General features: G+C 34.6%; 15 protein-coding genes. 14 read left to right on the top strand and 1 reads right to left on the bottom strand.

Going from position 1 to position 16735, the window contains the following annotated elements; translation table 11 throughout:
* Positions 1-427 precede the first annotated feature (427 nt).
* From pyrR to L987_RS05880, 11 genes are all read left to right on the top strand, one after another.
* Complete coding sequence (gene pyrR / locus L987_RS05830) at positions 428-955, top strand: bifunctional pyr operon transcriptional regulator/uracil phosphoribosyltransferase PyrR (protein ID WP_011303315.1); 528 nt, start codon at positions 428-430, stop codon at positions 953-955.
* A gap of 273 nt (positions 956-1228) precedes the next feature.
* The gene (locus L987_RS05835; protein WP_047503525.1) at positions 1229-2536 is read left to right on the top strand and encodes a uracil-xanthine permease family protein; all 1308 of its coding nucleotides are present in this window, start codon (positions 1229-1231) and stop codon (positions 2534-2536) included.
* Positions 2537-2569: 33 nt separating this feature from the next.
* Positions 2570-3472, top strand: a complete 903-nt coding sequence (locus L987_RS05840) for an aspartate carbamoyltransferase catalytic subunit (RefSeq protein ID WP_047503528.1) — start codon at positions 2570-2572, stop codon at positions 3470-3472.
* Entirely contained in the window at positions 3469-4743 is a 1275-nt protein-coding gene (locus L987_RS05845; RefSeq protein WP_047503531.1) for a dihydroorotase, read from the top strand. The genes L987_RS05840 and L987_RS05845 overlap by 4 nt, the downstream gene beginning before the upstream one ends.
* Positions 4743-5843 (top strand): carbamoyl phosphate synthase small subunit, encoded by a 1101-nt coding sequence (locus tag L987_RS05850; RefSeq protein ID WP_011303312.1) that lies wholly within the window; start codon positions 4743-4745, stop codon positions 5841-5843. Before L987_RS05845 ends, L987_RS05850 begins: the two co-directional genes overlap by 1 nt.
* A complete protein-coding gene (gene carB, locus L987_RS05855) occupies positions 5836-9009 on the top strand; it encodes a carbamoyl-phosphate synthase large subunit (RefSeq protein WP_047503534.1) in 3174 nt (1057 codons plus the stop codon). The genes L987_RS05850 and carB overlap by 8 nt, the downstream gene beginning before the upstream one ends.
* 96 nt (positions 9010-9105) lie before the next feature.
* Positions 9106-9798 (top strand): orotidine-5'-phosphate decarboxylase, encoded by a 693-nt coding sequence (gene pyrF / locus L987_RS05860; protein WP_002483524.1) that lies wholly within the window; start codon positions 9106-9108, stop codon positions 9796-9798.
* 1 nt (position 9799) lies between these two features.
* Positions 9800-10411 (top strand): orotate phosphoribosyltransferase, encoded by a 612-nt coding sequence (gene pyrE / locus L987_RS05865; RefSeq protein ID WP_002483523.1) that lies wholly within the window; start codon positions 9800-9802, stop codon positions 10409-10411.
* A gap of 22 nt (positions 10412-10433) precedes the next feature.
* Positions 10434-10619 (top strand): hypothetical protein, encoded by a 186-nt coding sequence (locus tag L987_RS05870; RefSeq protein ID WP_011303308.1) that lies wholly within the window; start codon positions 10434-10436, stop codon positions 10617-10619.
* 521 nt (positions 10620-11140) lie between these two features.
* Positions 11141-11995 (top strand): YitT family protein, encoded by an 855-nt coding sequence (locus L987_RS05875; protein ID WP_047503538.1) that lies wholly within the window; start codon positions 11141-11143, stop codon positions 11993-11995.
* 92 nt (positions 11996-12087) lie between these two features.
* A complete protein-coding gene (locus L987_RS05880; protein ID WP_011303306.1) occupies positions 12088-12495 on the top strand; it encodes a VOC family protein in 408 nt (135 codons plus the stop codon).
* A gap of 102 nt (positions 12496-12597) precedes the next feature.
* Here the strand turns inward: L987_RS05880 and L987_RS05885 are convergent, their stop codons facing one another.
* The gene (locus L987_RS05885; RefSeq protein WP_011303305.1) at positions 12598-14295 is read right to left on the bottom strand and encodes an Rqc2 family fibronectin-binding protein; all 1698 of its coding nucleotides are present in this window, start codon (positions 14293-14295) and stop codon (positions 12598-12600) included.
* A gap of 159 nt (positions 14296-14454) precedes the next feature.
* Here L987_RS05885 and gmk point away from each other — a divergent pair, with 159 nt between their 5' ends.
* From gmk to coaBC, 3 genes are all read left to right on the top strand, one after another.
* Positions 14455-15078, top strand: coding sequence for a guanylate kinase (gene gmk, locus L987_RS05890; protein WP_002483518.1), 624 nt, complete (start codon positions 14455-14457; stop codon positions 15076-15078).
* Complete coding sequence (rpoZ, locus tag L987_RS05895) at positions 15078-15290, top strand: DNA-directed RNA polymerase subunit omega (RefSeq protein ID WP_002483517.1); 213 nt, start codon at positions 15078-15080, stop codon at positions 15288-15290. The genes gmk and rpoZ overlap by 1 nt, the downstream gene beginning before the upstream one ends.
* A gap of 236 nt (positions 15291-15526) precedes the next feature.
* The gene (gene coaBC / locus L987_RS05900; protein ID WP_047503540.1) at positions 15527-16735 is read left to right on the top strand and encodes a bifunctional phosphopantothenoylcysteine decarboxylase/phosphopantothenate--cysteine ligase CoaBC; all 1209 of its coding nucleotides are present in this window, start codon (positions 15527-15529) and stop codon (positions 16733-16735) included.

The following is a 16735-nucleotide window of genomic DNA, read 5'->3' on the forward strand; positions in this document are numbered from 1 at the left end:
TAATCAAACTGTCATTTCCACTAAAGATACACATTTTAAATTGAAACAAGCATACCGTTTTCTGTCTCACTACTGTGTTTATTTCTTAAGTGGCTTGCAAGTGAATGCGTTTCATGGTAGTATGGTGACAGTTTAATAAAGAGCGTACGTCTTTAATTGTAAGTCCAGAGAGGCTTCGAAGACATGTATTTATTAAAGGTAGACAAACAATATTTTTCTCATTTGAGAAAAATACCTGTTGTAGTTAGTATCATATAACGCAACGGAAGATACAGTCGTTAGTAAAAACACTGTAAAGAGAAATCAGCTTGGATAAGAAAGCATATGTCTCTTATACGTTTGTCATACACTTTAACAAACCTCATGTCTTAATAAAGACATGAGGTTTTCTTTATATCATCATCATTTTAAAAGGTAGGTGCCTAAGATGTCAGAACGCATTATTATGGATGAAGCGGCAATTCAACGTACTGTGACACGTATTGCACACGAAATTTTAGAATATAATAAAGGTACTGATAATTTAATCTTATTAGGTATTAAGACACGTGGCGCATTTTTAGCAAGAAGAATTCAACAAAAAATTGAGCAAATTGATGAAATTGCTGTGCCTACAGGTACAATCGATATAACACAATTTAGAGATGATTTGGAACAAACGATAAATCAAGTAGATGAAAGATCATATGAAATTGATGTAAACATTACTAATCAAGTAGTCATTATTATCGATGATGTCTTATATACTGGTAGAACTGTAAGAGCGTCACTAGATGCAGTGTTACAGTATGCTAGGCCGAAGAAGATTGGGCTAGCGACACTAGTAGATAGAGGGCATAGAGAGTTACCAATAAGAGCTGACTTTGTAGGTAAAAATATCCCGACAGCCAAGGAAGAAGATGTTTCAGTATATTTAGAAGAAATAGATGAAAGAAATGCAGTTGTAATTGAATAACACCTTTTAATTCGGTACGAGAGACTGAAAAAGGGGAGAGGGTTAAACGGATGCAATAATATTGATAAATGTTTTATTGTAATACATCCGTTTATAAATTAAACAATTAATGAAACAACCTCTTCAATTATCTAATTTTATTTTTAAAGCACATTAATATTATAGAAGTTACATAACTTTTTATATGTGTATGAGTAAATTAGATAATATACTTTTTAGTCTCTTTACATGAATTTAATGTAAAGAGATTTTTTTATGAGAGGAAGCATAACCATGGAAAATGAAACAATGTTTGAACGGACAGTCAAGCCAGTATTAGATGTACAAGATAAACCAAAAATTGGACAGTGGGCATTTTTAAGTACACAGCATTTATTCGCAATGTTTGGTTCGACCGTACTTGTACCATTTTTAACTGGATTACCCATATCATCAGCGCTTTTAGCATCAGGTATAGGAACATTGCTTTATATCCTAATAACAAAAGCTAAGATACCAGCATATTTAGGATCGAGCTTTGCATTTATCACACCGATTATAACGGGGTTAAATTCTCATAGCCTTGGTGATATGCTGATGGCACTCTTTATGAGCGGCGTGATGTACGTATTAATAGGCTTAGCAATTAGATTGAGTGGTACGGGCTGGCTTATGCATCTTTTGCCACCTGTTGTTGTAGGACCAGTGATTATGGTCATAGGATTGAGTTTAGCACCAACAGCAGTTAATATGGCCATGTTTGAGAACTCAGGGGACATGAAAGGTTACAACTTAAGTTACTTGATTGTAGCTATGATTACGTTATTAGTAACAATTATTGTTCAAGGTTATTTTAAAGGATTCTTATCACTCATTCCTGTTCTAATAGGAATCATAACAGGTTACATCGTTTCGGCTTGTATGGGATTAGTCAACTTTGCACCGATTGCTAAAGCAAAATGGCTACAGTTTCCAGAAGTCTACATACCATTTAAAGATTATACACCTTCGTTTCATCTAGGACTCATACTCGTCTTGATACCTATTGTATTTGTGACGGTAAGTGAACATATCGGGCACCAAATGGTTATCAATAAGATTGTAGGACGTAATTTTTTCAAGGATCCAGGCTTAGACAAATCAATCATTGGTGATGGTGTTTCAACCATGTTTGCAAGTATTATCGGAGGTCCTCCAAGTACAACATATGGTGAAAATATCGGCGTTTTAGCAATCACAAAAATTTATAGTGTTTATGTGATTGGTGGCGCAGCAGTCATTGCAATCATTTTAGGATTTGTCGGGAAATTTACAGCACTGGTTTCATCTATACCAACCCCAGTCATGGGTGGGGTATCCATCCTGTTATTTGGCATTATCGCAGCAAGTGGCTTGAGGATGTTAGTGGAAAGTGAAGTAGATTTTGCGAGCAATAGAAACCTAGTCATTGCATCGGTCATACTTGTTATTGGTATTGGCAATCTAGTATTCAATTTAAATGGATTAGGGATTAACTTAGAAATAGAAGGTATGGCATTAGCAGCGTTAGCAGGTATTATACTTAACTTGATTTTACCTAAAACAGCACCAAACAATAATTAAAAGAAATTCTGATGATGAGGGAGCTGAATAAAAATGGATAATTTACTTTCAATGGAATACTTAAATACGACTGAAATTTACGATCTAATACAACGTGCGAGCGCTTTTAAAAATGGTAACGCGCAGCCAGGATGTTTTGAAGATAAATTTGTTGCTAATCTATTCTTTGAAAATTCCACACGTACAAAAAGTAGTTTTTTAGTAGCGGAACAAAAATTAGGACTAAAGTTAATAGATTTTGAGACAAGTACATCATCCGTTCAAAAAGGTGAATCATTGTATGATACTTGTAAAACGCTGGAACAAATTGGTGCCAATGTGTTAGTTATTCGACATTCACAAACAACTTATTATGATGAATTAAAGCATTTAAATATACCTATCATCAATGCTGGAGATGGTAGCGGACAACATCCGACACAAAGTTTACTAGACCTCATGACAATTTACGAAGAATACAAGACTTTTGAAGGTTTGAATGTACTTATCTGTGGTGATGTCAAGAACTCACGTGTAGCGAAAAGTAATTACCAAAGTCTAACAGCATTAGGTGCGCATGTCATGTTCTCTAGTCCAGATGAATGGAAAGATGAAACATTAGAAGCACCTTATGTTGATATTGATGAAGTGATTGATCGAATCGATATTGTCATGTTGTTAAGAGTCCAACACGAGAGACATGAGGATAGTGAAGTTACTAGCTTTGAAGTGAGTCAATATCATGAAAATTTTGGTTTAACGCAATCACGTTATGATTTATTGAAAGATCGAGCAATTATCATGCATCCTGCACCAGTAAATCGCGGTGTAGAAATTGAAGATACATTAGTAGAAGCACCGAAATCACGTATTTTTAAACAAATGGAAAATGGTATGTATATACGTATGGCAGTTATAGATCATATCTTACAAACGGAAGGGGCAACAGCAAAATGAAATTATTAACAAATGCAAAAATCTTAAAAAATGGTGAATTAACGACGGTATCGATTTTAATTGAGGGACAACATATTAAAAAAATCGCACCACACATTGATGTTACATCAGAGACTGAAGTCATAGACGTTAAAGGACAATTCGTTTCGCCAGGATTAGTTGATGTCCATGTCCATTTACGTGAACCAGGCGGTGAACACAAAGAAACAATAGAAACGGGTACGAAAGCAGCGGCGAGAGGTGGATTTACTACAGTATGTCCAATGCCGAATACGAAACCTGTGCCTGATTCAGAAGAAAATCTGAATCGCTTAAACCAATTAATTGAAGAAAATGCACAAGTAAGAGTATTGCCATATGCAGCAATCACAGTTAGACAGGCTGGGAAAGAACACGCGGACTTTGAAACACTTGCTAACAACGGTGCATTCGCATTTACAGATGATGGTGTTGGTGTACAACAAGCTAGCATGATGTACGAAGCTATGCAAGCGGCTGCAAAAGTAAATAAAGCAGTTGTTGCACATTGTGAAGATAACAGTTTAATATACGGCGGAGCAATGCACGAAGGTCAGCGTAGTGAAGCGTTAGGTATACCAGGTATTCCAAATATATGTGAAGCTGTACAAATCGCGAGAGATGTTTTACTGGCAGAAGCAGCAGGCGCACATTATCATGTATGTCACGTATCTACAAAGGAAAGTGTCAGAACAATTAGAGATGCTAAAAAGGCAGGCATTCATGTAACTGCTGAAGTCACACCACACCATTTATTATTAACAGAAGATGATGTACCAGGTGATGATGCTATTTATAAAATGAACCCGCCTTTAAGAAGTAAAGAGGATAGAGAGGCATTATTAGAAGGTTTATTAGATGGCACGATTGATTGTATAGCTACGGATCATGCACCACATGCAGCAGAAGAAAAGAATCAGCCAATGACGAAAGCACCATTTGGTATAGTTGGAAGTGAAACAGCGTTCCCATTACTATACACTCATTTCGTTAAAAATGGAGATTGGACACTTCAACAATTGGTAGATTATTTAACAATCAAACCTGCACAAACATTTGATTTACCTTTTGGAAGATTGGAAGAAGGTTATTTAGCAGATTTAACAGTCATTAACTTAGAAGAAGAAAGCGAAATTAAAGCAGAAGATTTTGCATCTAAAGGAACCAATACACCATTTATCGGTTACAAAGTTTACGGTACACCCGTATTAACAATGGTTGAAGGCGAAGTTAAATTTGAGGAGGAAGAATGATGTTGAAAAAACGTTATCTCGTATTAGAAGATGGTTCATATTATGAAGGTTATCCAATAGGTTCAGATCAATTAACATTAGGAGAAATTGTATTTAACACAGCTATGACTGGTTACCAAGAAACAATTTCAGATCCATCATATACTGGTCAAATTATTACATTTACTTATCCATTAATTGGTAATTATGGTATTAACAGAGATGATTTTGAAGCACTTGTTCCAACGTTAAATGGTGTTGTAGTGAAAGAAGCGAGTCGCCAACCAAGTAATTTCAGAAAGCAAAAGACATTCCATGAAGTATTACAAGAATATGATATACCAGGAATTTCAGGTGTAGATACACGTAGCATTACACGTAAAATAAGAAACAATGGTGTATTAAAAGCAGGTTTTACAGATGAAAAAAGTGAAATTGATTCAATGATTGCAAAGCTGCAATCCGTTGAATTGCCGCGAAATGAAGTCACAACTGTTTCTACTAAATCACCATATGTTTCTACAGGTTATGGACTTAGCGTCGTACTAGTAGATTTTGGAAAAAAACAAAACATAGTTAGAGAATTAAACGCGCGTGGTTGTAATGTAACTGTAGTGCCTTATGACACTTCAGCAGAAGCGATTATTCGCATGTCACCTGATGGTGTTATGCTGTCAAATGGCCCAGGTGACCCTGAAGAAGTCCATGTAGCTGTTGAAATGATTAAAGGCATTTTAGGGAAAATACCATTTTTTGGTATTTGTTTAGGACATCAATTATTTGCATTATCACAAGGTGCTACGTCATTTAAGATGAAATTTGGTCATAGAGGGGCTAACCATCCGGTTAAAGATTTAAAAACTGGAAAGATAGCTTTAACAAGTCAAAATCATGGTTATGCCATTGACAAAGCATCTCTAAAAAATACTGACCTAGAAGTGACACATATTGCAATTAATGATGATACGGTTGAGGGCTTGAGACATAAATCATTACCAGCTTTTTCAGTACAATATCATCCAGAAGCATGTCCAGGACCATCAGATTCAAACTACTTATTCGATGAATTTATAGACATGATAAATGAATATAAAACAAAGGAGCTTACAAATAATGCCTAAACGTCAAGATATAGAAACCATTTTAGTAATAGGATCAGGACCAATTATTATCGGTCAAGCTGCAGAGTTTGATTATGCTGGAACTCAAGCTTGTCTTGCGTTAAAAGAAGAAGGATACCGCGTCATTTTAGTGAATTCCAATCCTGCAACAATTATGACGGATAACGAAATTGCAGATAAAGTTTATATTGAGCCTTTAACACATGACTTCATCGCACGTATTATACGTAAAGAACAACCAGATGCATTATTACCTACACTTGGTGGCCAAACTGGTTTGAATATGGCGATTCAGTTGCATGATAGTGGTGAACTAGAAGCGAATAATGTAAAACTATTAGGTACTGAATTGGAATCCATTCAACAAGCGGAAGATAGAGAGTTATTTAGAACACTTATGAACGATTTAGGCGTACCAGTTCCTGAAAGTGATATCGTTAATACAGTTGAACAAGCTTTTGCTTTTAAAGAAGAAGTGGGTTATCCACTCATCGTTAGACCTGCATTCACAATGGGTGGCACAGGTGGCGGTATTTGTCACAATGATGCAGAATTCAAAGAAATTGTAACAAACGGTCTACATTATAGTCCGGCAACACAATGTCTAATTGAAAAATCAATTGCAGGATTTAAAGAAATAGAATATGAGGTTATGCGTGATAAAAACGATAACGCAATCGTAGTTTGTAATATGGAAAATATTGACCCTGTCGGCATACATACAGGTGATTCAATCGTTGTTGCACCAAGCCAAACACTATCAGATGTAGAGTATCAAATGTTACGTGATGTATCATTGAAAGTTATTCGAGCGCTCGGTATAGAAGGTGGATGTAATGTGCAATTAGCATTAGACCCACACTCATTAGATTATTATATTATTGAAGTGAATCCACGTGTTTCAAGATCATCTGCATTAGCTTCAAAAGCAACGGGCTATCCGATTGCTAAATTAGCAGCTAAAATCGCTATTGGTTTAACACTAGATGAAATGTTAAATCCGATAACAGAAACATCCTATGCAGCATTTGAGCCAACTTTAGATTATGTAATTTCTAAAATTCCTCGTTTCCCATTTGATAAATTCGAAAAAGGAGAACGTGTCTTAGGAACTCAAATGAAAGCAACTGGTGAAGTAATGGCAATTGGTAGAACATATGAAGAATCACTACTAAAAGCAATTCGTTCCTTAGAATATGGTGTACATCACTTAGGATTACCTAATGGTGAAACATTTGATTTAGGTTATATTAAAGAACGTATTCAAGACCAAGATGATGAACGTTTATTCTTTATAGGTGAGGCAATTCGCAGAGGTACTACATTAGAAGAAATACATGAAATGACAAAAATAGATTATTTCTTCTTAAATAAATTCCAACACATCATAGATATTGAACACGATTTGAAATCAAATAAAGGTGACATTGATTATTTAAAATTCGCAAAAAATTACGGTTTTAGTGATAGAGTAATCGCACATCGATTCGATATGACAGAAGAAGAGGTGTACGATTTAAGACAACAAAACGGCATTATACCAGTGTATAAAATGGTTGATACATGTGCTGCAGAATTTGAATCTGCTACGCCTTATTATTACGGCACGTATGAATATGAAAATGAATCTGTAGTCACAGAGAAAGAAAAAATTCTTGTCTTAGGTTCAGGACCTATTAGAATTGGACAAGGTGTAGAATTTGATTACGCCACTGTACATGCTGTATGGGCAATTCAACAAGCGGGCTACGAAGCGATTATAGTTAATAACAATCCAGAAACTGTTTCGACCGACTTTTCTATTTCGGATAAATTATACTTTGAACCGTTAACTGAAGAAGATGTCATGAACATTATAGATTTAGAGCAACCTAAAGGTGTCGTTGTACAGTTTGGTGGGCAAACGGCCATTAACTTAGCCGATAAACTAGCGAAACATGACGTGAAGATTTTAGGAACATCATTAGAAGATTTAAATAGAGCAGAAGACCGTAAAGAGTTTGAAGCGTTATTACACACGATTGATGTACCACAACCTAATGGTAAAACTGCAACGTCACCACAAGAAGCATTAGAAAATGCACGCAGTATTGGCTATCCAGTCGTCGTCAGACCTTCTTATGTATTAGGTGGTCGCGCTATGGAAATCGTTAATAGTGATGCAGAATTAGAAGACTACATGAATCAAGCAGTTAAAGCAAGTCCAGACCATCCGGTATTAGTCGATAGATATTTGACAGGTAAAGAGATTGAAGTAGATGCGATTTCTGATGGTGAAACAGTGATTATACCAGGTATTATGGAACATATTGAAAGAGCGGGAGTCCATTCAGGTGATTCCATTGCTGTTTATCCACCACAAACGTTAACGCAAGAAGAAATGACAACATTAGAAGACTTTACGATTCGTTTAGCAAAAGGCTTAAACATTGTTGGTTTAATTAACATTCAATTTGTAATTGCGCATGATGGTGTATATGTATTAGAAGTGAATCCACGTTCGAGTCGTACAGTACCATTTTTAAGCAAGATTACGAATATTCAAATGGCACAGTTAGCTATGCGTGCAATCATAGGTGACAAGCTAGTGGACTTAGGATATCAACCAGGCATCCAACCTTATACAGAAGGTGTCTTTGTGAAAGCACCCGTATTTAGCTTTAACAAATTGAAAAACGTCGACATCACGTTAGGACCTGAAATGAAGTCAACAGGTGAAGTGATGGGTAAAGATGCAACTATGGAAAAAGCACTGTTTAAAGGTTTAACAGCTAGTGGGATGGAAGTTAAAGATCATGGTACGGTCTTGATGACAGTCAGCGATAAAGATAAAGATGAAATTGTCTCTATTGCACAACGATTAAATGAAGTAGGATATAGAATCTTAGCAACACAAGGTACTGCACGAAAATTAGCCGAGAATAATATACCTTCAGAAGTAGTAGGAAAAATTGGTGGCGAAGATGATTTACTTACGCGTATACAAAATGGAGAAGTACAAATCGTTGTGAATACGATGACCAAAGGTAAAGAATTCGAACGAGATGGTTTCCAAATTAGACGCGCCTCCGTAGAAAATGGCGTGCCTTGTCTAACCTCATTAGATACGGTTGTTGCATTAACACGTGTAATTGAAAGCATGACATTTACAATGAAAAATATGTAGTAATGAATAAGTGAGAAATGTCACAACAATGAACAATCATTGACTTTGTGATGGATTAGATAAGATGAAATAAAAAAGGTTAGGATGTAGAGCTAGATGAAAAACTTGCCAATTATTGCTTTAGATTTTGATTCAACAGAAGCTGTAGATCAGTTTTTAGACCAATTTAATGAACCACTATTCGTGAAAATTGGAATGGAACTCTTTTATCAAACTGGACCTCAACTGATTGCTTCAATAAAGGATAGAGGACATGACATTTTTCTTGATTTAAAATTGCATGATATTCCTAATACGGTTGGCAAAGCAATGGAAGGCTTAAGCAAATTAAATATCGATCTTGTGAATGTGCATGCGGCAGGTGGTACAGAAATGATGAAACAAGCCTTGAACGGTTTGCAAAAACACAACCCCGATATTAAATTAATTGCAGTTACTCAATTGACGTCAACAACTGAAACGATGTTGCACAAGGAACAAAACATTCAAACTTCAATTGAGGAGGCTGTTTTGAACTATGCAACTTTAGCACAATCATCAGGTTTGGATGGCATCGTATGTTCACCACTAGAAGCAGAATTAGTGAAAAATGAATTAGGTAATGACTTTTTAAAGGTAACACCTGGTATCAGACCAAAAGATGCTAGTTCAGACGACCAAAAACGTATTACAACACCAGAAGATGCTAAAGAATTAGGTTCAACACATATTGTTGTTGGAAGACCAATCACCAAAAGTGAAAACCCAGTAGCAAGTTATCATAAAATCAAAGAAAGTTGGTTAGGTTAATATGGCTAAAGCAATTGCAAAAGCATTATTAGAAATTGAAGCAGTATCACTATCCCCGAATGATCCATTTACTTGGAGTTCTGGTATAAAATCACCAATTTATTGTGATAATCGTGTAACACTTGGATATCCAGAAGTACGTCAACATATTAGAGATGGACTGTGTGACTTAATCGAAACATATTTTGGAGACGTGGAAATAGTTTCAGGTACTGCCACAGCTGGTATACCCCATGCTGCGTATGTTTCTGAAAAATTAGCTTTACCGATGAATTATGTTCGTTCTAAAAGTAAGAGTCATGGCAAACAAAATCAAATTGAAGGTGCTTTAAGTAAAGGAAAAAAAGTAGTTGTTATTGAAGATTTAATTTCAACGGGTGGTTCATCAATTACTGCAGTCGAAGCTTTAAGAGAAGCGGGGGCAGATGTTATTGGTGTCGTAGCTATCTTTACTTACGGTTTAAAAAAAGCAGATGAACAATTCAAACAAGCGCAAATGCCATTTTATACATTAAGCAATTACAATGAATTAATTGATGTTGCAAAAGAAAATGGAGAAATTTCTGATAATGATATTAGGTCTTTAGTTGATTGGAGAGACAACTTGTCATAATATACTAAGTGGAGGGGATGTTATGACAAAAGACCCGAAAGAAGCTTATAATCATTTCGCACATTTGAATAAATTTTTGAATAAAAATGAAGATTATAGAGACCAAAACATATCAGATATTGATTACGAAATGTTAAAGCAAAAATCAGAAGAAAATATATATAAAAAATCTAAATCAACTATAAAGCAAAAAGGGCATATTAAATAATAAGCTTAACGAATAGACGATTTAAGTTAATAACATGGCAAATAAGTAGGGGCTAATCAAATTTATTTTATTAAATAAGTTTGATTAGCCCCTATTTGAAATAAGAAAGGGAACAACATTTATATTGATTATCATGAATTGTTGATTTCAATTATAGGTGCCCCGTACGTTATAAATTTTTTAATAGTGTATTAGCAAATCATTATTTTAATGATGATATAGCCTACAAGTAATACAAGGGCTGCAATAAGTAAAGGAATAATATAAAAAGACATGAACATTACCTCCAATGTAATTTAGTTTCATTTTAACTATAGAAGTTAAAATGGTAAAAGAAAAAGCTATTAGTTTAAGTATAACAGTTAATAAGTATATTCATATGATATGCTTAGTTTACTAAAAAAGATAATTAAAGTATCAAATGATTTATAAACTATGTATTTAAGATCTATATACTTATTTTAAAATAAATTGTAAAAATAAGATATTAAAGCTTTGATATTTTGGTAAGGGGGACTTGTATGCAAAAAATTCGACAGTTACTTAAAAACAATACAAAAGATATGATCATTTGTCTTATTGGTTCTTTTATTAGTGCTATTGCAGTCAATTGCTTTATACTAGGGTCAAATTTAGGTGATGGTGGCACCGTCGGCATGTCATTAGCGCTTAAATACGCTTTCGGTTGGTCACCAGCACTTTCATCTTTAATTATTAATACCCTCGTCATTATTGTTGGCTGGAAATTTTTAAGCACAAGAACAGCGATTTATACTGTGGTCGCCAATACTTCCATTTCTATATTTTTAGATTTAACTGAACATTGGAAGACAGGGGTAGATAATTTTGTAATTAATGCAACGTTTGGTGGTGTACTAGTCGGTGTGGGCATTGGGTTAGTTATTGCATCCGGTGGTGTTATAGGTGGTACATCAGTTATTGCAAAAATGCTTAATAAGTATTTTGATATTAAAACAGCACAGGGTATTTTTGTATTAGATGGTTTAGTCGTACTATCATTTTTATTTGTATTGCCACTCACGAACGTGCTATTTACAATAATAATGATTTTCATTACTGAGCGTGCGACCTCATTTATAATTGAAGGTTTTAATCCCAAAAAGGCAGTTACAGTCATTTCTAGTAAAAACGAAACGATTAGTGATAAAATCAACAGCTTCACAGGTAGAGGCTCTACGATACTAAACGGTAAAGGTGGTTATGGTAAACATGAGACAAGCATGTTATACGTTGTTGTGCCACAATCACAAGTAACAAGAGTTAAAAAGTTAGTAAATGAAGAAGACGAAAATGCATTTTTAGTGATTCATGACGTACGTGACGTACTTGGTAATGGATTTATTAACTTATCTTAAATTTAGAAATTTACGAACATAAAATGCATAAATTCGATTTTTGATAGTATATCCTTTATTCTAAAGTGTATAAAGGTTTAGGAGGTAGAATAATGGCAATACCTAAGATAACAACTTTTCTGATGTTTAACGGCAATGCAGAAGAAGCTATTAATTTATATGTTAATACATTTGAGGACGCTGAAATATTAGCGTTGGTAAGATACAGCGAAAGTGATGAAGAACCAACAGGCGCTGTTCAACATGCCATTTTTAGATTAAAAGATCAAGTATTTATGGCAATTGATAATATGAATGGGGTAGATATTGAGATGAACCCTGCAATGTCATTATACGTGACAGTTGATAGCGCAATTGAAATGGAGAGATTATTTAGTAAACTGAAAAGTGGTGGCGCCATTTTAATGCCAAAAACAGAAATGCCACCTTTTAGAGAATTTGCATGGATTCAAGATAAGTTTGGTGTTAATTTCCAATTAGCCTTACCTGAGAAAAATTAAATACTAATATAGAAGCGGGACGATGAAATCAACATTTCTAAAATTGATTTCATCGTCCCGCTTTTGTTTGTTATAGGATACAACCGTAATATTATATCGTATTTACTTTACTTTCATTTTTTGAATGTGATCATAATCGGGTGTTGCATAAAGTGTTTTTTGGTTATCATAAGTTACAAAACCTGGTTTTGCACCTGAAGGCTTATGCACGTGTTTAATTTCAGTAAAATCAACTGGAATTTGAGCTGAACTACCTGCTTTTGAGAAGTAACCAGATAACATGGCCGCTTCTTTAATTGTTTCTTCACTCGGATCATCACTTAATATGACGACATGTGATCCGGGAATATCTTTCGTATGGAACCAAAGTTGATGTTTCTTAGCTAATTTATTCGTTAAATAATCATTTTGTTTATTGTTTTTACCAACCATGATTGTATCTCCATCTGTAGATACGTATTCTTGTAACTGCATAGTTTGTTTCTTTTTCTTCTTACTCTGTTTACGTTGTTTCATATACCCTTGCTCGGCTAATTCATCGCGAATGTCATCAATATCATTGACTGAAATATGAGCAAGTTGTTGTTCTATACTTTCAAAATAATTAATGTTTTCTTTGGTTAAATCGATTTGATGGTGCAATTCATGTTCTCTTGTCTTTAATTTATTATACTGTTTGTAATAATTTTGTGCATTCACTGCTGGTGCCTTTGTAGGGTTAAGCGGTATAGTGACTTCTTCACCAGTGTAATAATTTAAGGCTGTGACCGATTTGTCACCTTGTTTAATACGATAAATGTTAGCAGTGATAAGTTCCCCATACAATTGTTGTAATTCTTTTTCTTTTGTACCTTCTTGTTCATCAATCAATTTATTTAATTTATTTTGAAATTTATGCAATTGTTGTTGTACAAATTTCACTAAATCATTTGCACGTTGTTTTACACGCTCTCGCTCTCCACGTGCATCATAATAACGGTCTAATAAATCATGTAATGAGTCATATTCTGTTACATCATCATAAAATTGATTTAATTTCATAAAGTAAAAATCTTCTTTACCCGTCTCGTGATTTTTATGAAAAACGGGTGTAGGTGTATGGTTAATTTCATTGATGACTTCATCAAATGCTTCTGGTAACGTATCATTTGTCATAAATCGTTTGCGATTCACAATTTCATTTGTAATTAATGGACTAAAGCCTTCGAAATGATCAAGAAGTTGACGTGCAATTTTGCCCTTATTGAAATCGATATATTGTATGACTTTATTACCAGTTATTTCAAAAGGATTAATTTTATTTTGAGTTGGTGGTGTTTCATATTGAAAGCCAGGCATTACTGTGCGATATTGATTGGTATTCGGTGTTAAATGCTTAAAGCCTTCAATGATTTTACGCTGATCATCAACTAATATTAAGTTACTGTGTTTACCCATAATTTCTAAAATTATAGTTCTATATATTGTATCTCCAATTTCATCTTTGCTTTGAACATCAATTTCTACACGTCTATCATTCCCAATTTGTCTTACTGCTTTAACGATGCCACCTTCTATATGTTTACGGAAAACGCGTGCAAACATGGGTGGATCAAATGGATTATCATATTTTTTATTTGTTAAATGCATTCTAGCAAAGCTAGGATGAATAGAAAGTAGAAGTTGATGATTTTTTCGGTTTTGTCGAATAACGACAAGAAGCGTGTCGTTTTCTGGTTGATTTATTTTATGGATTCTTCCGTCTACAAGAAATTGTAACGATTCCACCATTTTTCTTGTAAATAAACCATCATATGCCATTACTATCAGCCACCTTATTTTTAGTCATTCATCATATTGTAACATGGCATAAAGAAATGGTCATGACCAAAGTTTGTGCTGTTGGACGCTATACAACTAAATGAAAATTGTGGTATCATAGTTTAATAATAGAAGAATAGTTTAGAGAGGTAGTAAGTCATGGATAATGAGAAAGGTTTGTTGATTGTGCTATCTGGACCTTCTGGCGTTGGGAAAGGTACAGTTAGAAAGAAAATATTTGATGACCCGTCCACATCTTATAAATATTCTATTTCGATGACGACACGTGATAAGCGTCAGGGTGAAGTCGATGGTGTTGATTATTTCTTCAAAGCAAAATCAGAGTTTGAAGAGTTAATAAAACAAGATCAATTTATAGAATATGCAGAGTACGTAGGAAATTATTATGGGACGCCTGTGCAATACGTTAAAGACACTATGGATCGTGGGCACGATGTATTTTTAGAAATTGAAGTAGAAGGTGCAAAACAGGTACGTAAAAAGTTCCCAGATGCATTGTTTATTTTTCTTGCGCCACCAAGTTTAGATCATTTACGTGAGCGCTTAGTAGGTCGTGGTACAGAATCCAGTGAAAAAATTCAAAGCCGAGTGCATGAAGCTCGTAAAGAAGTGGAAATGATGAATTTATATGATTATGTTGTAGTTAATGACGAAGTTGAGTTAGCTAAGCAACGTATTCAATCTATTGTTGAAGCTGAACATTTGAAGAGAGAACGTATAGAAGCAAAATATAGAAAAATGATACTGGAGGCAAAAAAATAATGTTACAACCACCATTAAACCAATTAACATCAAAAATTAATTCAAAATATTTAATTGCAACTACAGCTGCAAAACGTGCGCGTGAAATAGACGAGAAACCTGAAAGTGCATTATTAACAAAATACATTTCAGAAAAACCTGTTGGTAAAGCTTTAGAAGAAATTGCTGACGGTGAAGTTTTCCCAGACGAACTATTCTTAAAAACGTATTAATTAAAAAGCATAGATATTGAATTTTATATAGCCATCTATGTGTTATTAAATGAATATCTTTCAAGTGCACACCATGCAGTCGCAAGGTGTGCTTTTTTTATTTAACTAATAAATTGTGTATAATGAACAGTAATCGAAAAGTTAATTTAATTATGAGGGACATACATTTTGATTTTCAATTATAAGAGACGTCACCCACGTCTGATCTAATTCAATCGAAGGAGAATGACTATATAATGAAACGAATATTACTTGCTGTTACAGGTGGTATAGCTGCATATAAAGCAATTGATTTAACGAGTAAACTGACGCAGGCTGGATTTGATGTCAGAGTCATGCTTACTGATCATGCTCAGGAATTTGTTACCCCACTAGCATTCCAAGCTATTGGGAGAAATCCCGTTTATACGAGTACATTTATAGAGCAAAATCCTCAAGAAATTCAACATGTTGCGCTGGGTGATTGGGCAGACGCAATTATCGTAGCGCCAGCAACTGCAAATACAATTGCTAAATTAGCAAATGGCATTGCAGATGATATGGTTACGTCAACGTTGTTAGCAACTGAAACGCCTAAATTTATTGCACCTGCAATGAACGTGCATATGTATGAAAATAAGAGGACACAACATAATTTAGCGACTTTAAGTTCAGATGGTTACTATTTTTTAGAACCTGGAGAAGGTTTTTTAGCATGTGGATATGTAGCGAAGGGGCGTATGGAAGAACCTTTACAAATTGTAGAGCGCATAAAGCAATACTTTAATGACATAAAACAAAAAGCTGTGCCAGCATCAAGTAGCTTTATTGGTAAACATGTATTAATTACTGCTGGACCCACTGTAGAAGAATTAGATCCAGTTCGTTTTTTATCAAATCGATCTTCAGGTAAGATTGGATACGTGCTTGCTGAATCTTTAGCTAAACGAGGTGCAGAAGTTACTTTAGTTTCAGGACCGACACATTTAACACCACCGAAGCATGTTGATGTAGTACACGTACAAAGTGCAGAAGAAATGTTCGAAGCGGTTCGAAGTCGTTTTGCTAAACAAGATATCGTTTTTAAAGCTGCTGCCGTGTCAGATTATGCGCCAGTAGAAATGTTGGACCATAAATTAAAAAAACAAGATGGTACTTTATCTGTAGAATTTAAACGTACACCAGATATTTTGAAATATTTAGGAGAACATAAAGAATCACAATACTTAGTTGGATTTGCAGCAGAAACACAAAATATTGAAGCTTATGCACAAAAAAAATTGCATAATAAAAATGCAGATGTGATTATTGCGAATAATGTTGGAGACCGTACGATTGGCTTTAGTTCCGATGACAATGATTATACGATGTATTATAAAAATGGAGACGCTATACCTTTAGGCAAACACAAAAAAGTCGAATTAGCGGAGCATATATTGAATAGTTTAGAAACAAGGTGGCAATAA

The organism is Staphylococcus sp. ZWU0021 (genome assembly GCF_000798895.1).
Lineage (GTDB): Bacteria > Bacillota > Bacilli > Staphylococcales > Staphylococcaceae > Staphylococcus > Staphylococcus saprophyticus.

Bases quoted from the DNA above. Each gene is read 5' to 3' on its own strand.
- L987_RS05880 (WP_011303306.1), top strand. From the start codon at position 12,088: ATGGCAATACCTAAGATAACAACTTTTCTGATGTTTAACGGCAATGCA.
- carB (WP_047503534.1), top strand. From the start codon at position 5,836: ATGCCTAAACGTCAAGATATAGAAACCATTTTAGTAATAGGATCAGGA.
- pyrR (WP_011303315.1), top strand. From the start codon at position 428: ATGTCAGAACGCATTATTATGGATGAAGCGGCAATTCAACGTACTGTG.
- L987_RS05870 (WP_011303308.1), top strand. From the start codon at position 10,434: ATGACAAAAGACCCGAAAGAAGCTTATAATCATTTCGCACATTTGAAT.
- L987_RS05835 (WP_047503525.1), top strand. From the start codon at position 1,229: ATGGAAAATGAAACAATGTTTGAACGGACAGTCAAGCCAGTATTAGAT.
- L987_RS05885 (WP_011303305.1), bottom strand. From the start codon at position 14,295: ATGGCATATGATGGTTTATTTACAAGAAAAATGGTGGAATCGTTACAA.
- pyrE (WP_002483523.1), top strand. From the start codon at position 9,800: ATGGCTAAAGCAATTGCAAAAGCATTATTAGAAATTGAAGCAGTATCA.
- L987_RS05875 (WP_047503538.1), top strand. From the start codon at position 11,141: ATGCAAAAAATTCGACAGTTACTTAAAAACAATACAAAAGATATGATC.
- coaBC (WP_047503540.1), top strand. From the start codon at position 15,527: ATGAAACGAATATTACTTGCTGTTACAGGTGGTATAGCTGCATATAAA.
- L987_RS05845 (WP_047503531.1), top strand. From the start codon at position 3,469: ATGAAATTATTAACAAATGCAAAAATCTTAAAAAATGGTGAATTAACG.
- L987_RS05840 (WP_047503528.1), top strand. From the start codon at position 2,570: ATGGATAATTTACTTTCAATGGAATACTTAAATACGACTGAAATTTAC.
- gmk (WP_002483518.1), top strand. From the start codon at position 14,455: ATGGATAATGAGAAAGGTTTGTTGATTGTGCTATCTGGACCTTCTGGC.
- rpoZ (WP_002483517.1), top strand. From the start codon at position 15,078: ATGTTACAACCACCATTAAACCAATTAACATCAAAAATTAATTCAAAA.
- L987_RS05850 (WP_011303312.1), top strand. From the start codon at position 4,743: ATGTTGAAAAAACGTTATCTCGTATTAGAAGATGGTTCATATTATGAA.
- pyrF (WP_002483524.1), top strand. From the start codon at position 9,106: ATGAAAAACTTGCCAATTATTGCTTTAGATTTTGATTCAACAGAAGCT.